General features: G+C 70.8%; 2 protein-coding genes. Both read right to left on the bottom strand.

All coding sequences use genetic code 11. The annotated features are described in order from the left end of the window. Nucleotides 1-1,271 (bottom strand): type I polyketide synthase (locus ACIRU3_RS47405; RefSeq protein ID WP_404070617.1); only part of this gene is annotated, 1,271 nt, incomplete at its 3' end. A 47-nt stretch (nt 1,272-1,318) separates the two neighbouring features. Next, a partial coding sequence (locus ACIRU3_RS47400; RefSeq protein WP_404070614.1) for an SDR family NAD(P)-dependent oxidoreductase occupies nt 1,319-4,087 on the bottom strand: 2,769 nt, incomplete at its 5' end.

The following is a 4,087-nucleotide window of genomic DNA, read 5'->3' as shown; positions in this document are numbered from 1 at the left end:
TCCACCGCACCCGCCGACCAATCCACCTTCGACGACGGCTCATCCACATGCAGCGTCTGCGGCAACACACCATGGCGCATCGCCAGCACCATCTTGATCACGCCACCCACACCGGCAGCAGCCTGCGTATGACCAACGTTCGACTTCAACGAACCCAGCCACAACGGCCAGTCCCCCGACCGCTCCTGACCATAGGTCGCCAGCAACGCCTGCGCCTCGATCGGGTCACCCAGCGCCGTACCCGTACCATGCGCCTCCACCACGTCCACGTCCGCGGCCGACAGCCCGGCGTTGGCCAGCGCCGCACGGATCACCCGCTGCTGCGACGGACCATTGGGCGCCGTCAGGCCGCTGCTGGCGCCGTCCTGGTTGAGGGCGGAGCCGCGGATCACCGCGAGTACCGGATGGCCTGCGCGCCGGGCGTCCGACAGGCGCTCCAGCAGCAGCATGCCCGCGCCCTCGGCCCACGCGGCACCGTCCGCGGCGTCCGAGAACGCCTTGCACCGGCCGTCCATCGCCAGCCCGCGCATCCGGCTGAACTCCACGAAGACGGTGGGGGTGGACATCACCGTCACACCGCCGGCCAGCGCCAGCGAGCACTCGCCGCTGCGCAGCGCCTGCGCCGCGAGATGCAGCGTCACCAGCGACGACGAACACGCCGTGTCCACCGTCACCGCCGGACCCTCCAGACCGAGGGTGTACGAGACCCGGCCCGAGGCGACGCTGGCGGCGCTGCCGTTGCCTATGTGGCCCTCGAAGCCGTCGGGGGCCACGTGCATCCGTGATGCGTAGTCGTTGTACATGATTCCGGCGAAGACGCCGGTCTTGCTGCCGCGCAGGGACTCGGGGTCGATCCCGCCGCGCTCGATCGCCTCCCATGAGGTCTCCAGCAGCAGCCGCTGCTGGGGGTCGGTCGCCAGCGCCTCGCGCGGTGACATGCCGAAGAAGTCCGGGTCGAAGTCGGCCGCCGTGTGCAGGAAGCCGCCCTCCCGCACATAGCTCTTGCCCTTCCGCTCCGGGTCCGGGTCGTACAGATCCTCGATGTCCCAGCCACGGTCCGTCGGGAACGGCGACACCGCGTCGGTCCCCGAGGCGAGCAGATCCCACAGCTCCTCGGGAGACGCCACGCCTCCCGGGTACCGGCAGCTCATCGCGACGATCGCGATCGGCTCGGAGTCCTTGGCCTCAAGTTCCTCGAGCCGGCGACGCGTCTGCCGGAGGTCGGTCGTTGCCAGTTTCAGATAGGAGCGAAGCTTCTCCTCGTTAGACATGCTGGCTCAGTCCCCCACGAAAACGGCGGTGTTCCACGTTCATTTGGTCAAGACTTCCTTAGCTCGTTTTCGAGGGCGCTGAACAGCTCGTCGTCCGACACCTCGTCGAGGTCGCTGTTGTCGTGTGTCTCCGCCCCAGTTCCCCCGGCGTCGCCCAGCTTTGCCAGGAACGCCTTCATACGCACCATGATTTCGACGCGCTTCCCGTCGTCCGCGGCGAGCGCGGTGAGCGACGTCTCCAGTCGGTCGAATTCCTCGGATACGGATGTCCCGGCCGCGGCTCCGTCGATACGGATCTCAGCGCGCAGGTATTTCGCCAGGGCGGCGGGAGTGGGGTAGTCGAAGATGAGCGTGGCCGGAAGTCGCAATCCGGTGGCCATGTTCATTCGATTACGGAATTCGATCGCGGTCAAGGAGTCGAAGCCGAGTTCCTGGAATCCACGTCCGGCTTCGACGGTGGCCGTCGCACCGTGACCCAGTACGGCGGCGGTGTGTGTCCGCACCAGGTCCAGAAGCGTCCGCTCCCGTTCGCTCTCCGGCAGCTCTGCCAGGCGCTGCGGCAGTGTGAGGTCACCGGACGCCGCGGCGACCGCGGCACGCCGCGCCGGGACCCGGATCAGGCCGCGCAGCATGACGGGTACGGCGTCGGCGCCATCTGCGGACGGGTGGCGAAGCGCGGCGCTGTCCAACTGCATGGGCAGCAGCAGCGCTTCGCCCAGACGCTGAGCGGTGTCGAACAGCTCCAGGCCCTTGTCCGTGGGCAGCGGCGTCATACCACCGCGTGCCATGCGCTGGATGTCGGCCTGCGCCAGCTCGCCGGTCATGCCGCTGGCCTGGGCCCAGAAGCCCCAGCCCAGCGAGACGGCGGGCAGACCCTGCGCCCGCCGGTGGTGTGCCAGGGCGTCCAGGAAGGCGTTGGCCGCCGCGTAGTTGGCCTGTCCGGCGCTGCCGAAGGTGGCGGATGCCGACGAGAACAGGACGAAAGCGGAAAGGTCGAGATGGCGGGTCAACTCGTGCAGGTGGACGGCCGCGTCGAGCTTGGGCCGTAGCACCCGGTCCAGGCTCTCGGGGGTGAGGTTCGCGATCACTCCGTCATCGAGGACGCCGGCGGTGTGCACGACGGCGGTCAGCGGATACTCGGCCGGAATCCCGGCCAGCAACCCGGCCAACGCTTCCCGGTCAGCCACATCACAGGCCGCCACGCTCACATCCGCGCCCAGCCCGGACAGCTCCCGCACCAACTCGGCCGCACCCGGAGCCTGCGCACCACTACGACTCACCAACAGCAGCCGCCGGACACCGTGTCCGGTCACCAGATGCCGCGCCACCAGACCGCCCAGCGTCCCCGTCGCCCCCGTGACCAGCACCGTCCCCGAACCAGGACCGAAGGCCCCGACAGCGGCAAGGTCTGCTGCCGTGTCCGAGAGGCCAGAGGGGTCGGAGAGGTCGGAGTTCTGGGCGGCGTTGGAGGCGGGTGCGGTCACCGGTGCCACACGCGGCACACGCACCGTGCCTGCGCGGAGCGCCACTTGGGACTCGTCCTGAGTGATCGCCCATGCCAGAGCGGCGGGCAGCGCGCTGCGCGACTCCTGGGAGTCGTCGATGTCCAGCAGCACGAACCGGCCGGGGTTCTCGCTCTGCGCGGACCGCAGCAGCCCCCACACCGGCGCCGTCGCCAGGTCCGGTACGTCCTCGTCCGGGCCGGCCGCCACCGCGCCCCGGGTCACCAGGACCAGCCGGGCCTGGGGGTACCCCCCGGCGTCGGCCTCGGCGTCGGCGGAGAACCGCTCGTCCGCGAGCCACGACCGAACCAGCTCAAGGGCGCTTCGCAGAGCGCCGCGCGCGGCTGTCGCCGTCGTGCCGGGTCCGTCACCGCACTCGGCAGCGCAGCCGGCCAGTATCACCCCTGGAAGGGTGTCGTCGGCAGCGAAACTGTCGTGCAGCGAGGCCAGGTCCTCGTACGGCTTGACCGACACCGACGTACCGGCCAGCGCCGCGCCCAGACCGAGGATGTCGTCGCCGAGAAGCGCCCACGGGAGGCTGCCGGGGTCGGCCTGTTCCACGAGCCGCTCGACGACGTCGGAACGGACCGGACGGTCCGTCCACGCGACGTGGAACAGAGCGTCGTGCGGCCCGCTCCGGGCGATCGCGTCACCGAGCCGCTCGGGGTCGACCGGCCGCATGACCAGGGAGTCGACCGAGACCACCGGGCGGCCGGAGGCGTCGGCCAGTGCCACGGACACGGCGTCCGTGCCGCTCGTCGGCAACACATGGACGCGTAGTGCGGACGCGCCCGCAGCGTGGAGCGAAACGCCGCGCCAGGCGAACGGCAGCCGGGCCGTCACACCGCTGTCGCCCTCCTCTCCCGCGCCGATGACGTCCAGGCCCACGGCGTGCAGGGCGGCGTCGAGCAAGGCCGGATGCGCACCGAAGCGGGCGGCCTCGTCCTGGTGGTCCTCCGGCAGAGTCACCTCGGCGAAGATCTCGTCGCCGCGCCGCCATGCCGCCCGCAGGCCCTGGAACACCGGCCCGTAGCCGTAACCCGCGGCGGCGAACCCCTCGTACAGGCCGTCGACCGCCACGGGGACCGCGTCCACCGGCGGCCACGCCGCCAGGTCCCAGCCGGGCTGCTGCCCGTCCGGTGCCAGCACACCGGTCGCGTGGCAGGTCCAGGCCGCCTCGGAGGCCGCGTTCTCCGCACGGGAGTGCATGGTCAGCGAGCGGCGTCCGGACTCGTCGGGCTCGGCGACGGTCAGCCGCAGCTGGACACCGCCGCGCTCGGGAAGGATCAACGGCGCCTGAAGCGTCAGCTCCTC

The sequence above is a fragment of the Streptomyces sp. NPDC101151 genome, assembly GCF_044768335.1.
Classification (GTDB): Bacteria; Actinomycetota; Actinomycetes; order Streptomycetales; family Streptomycetaceae; genus Streptomyces.
The sequence above is the reverse complement of the archived record's forward strand: the minus strand, read 5'-3'. Positions and strand labels throughout refer to the sequence as shown.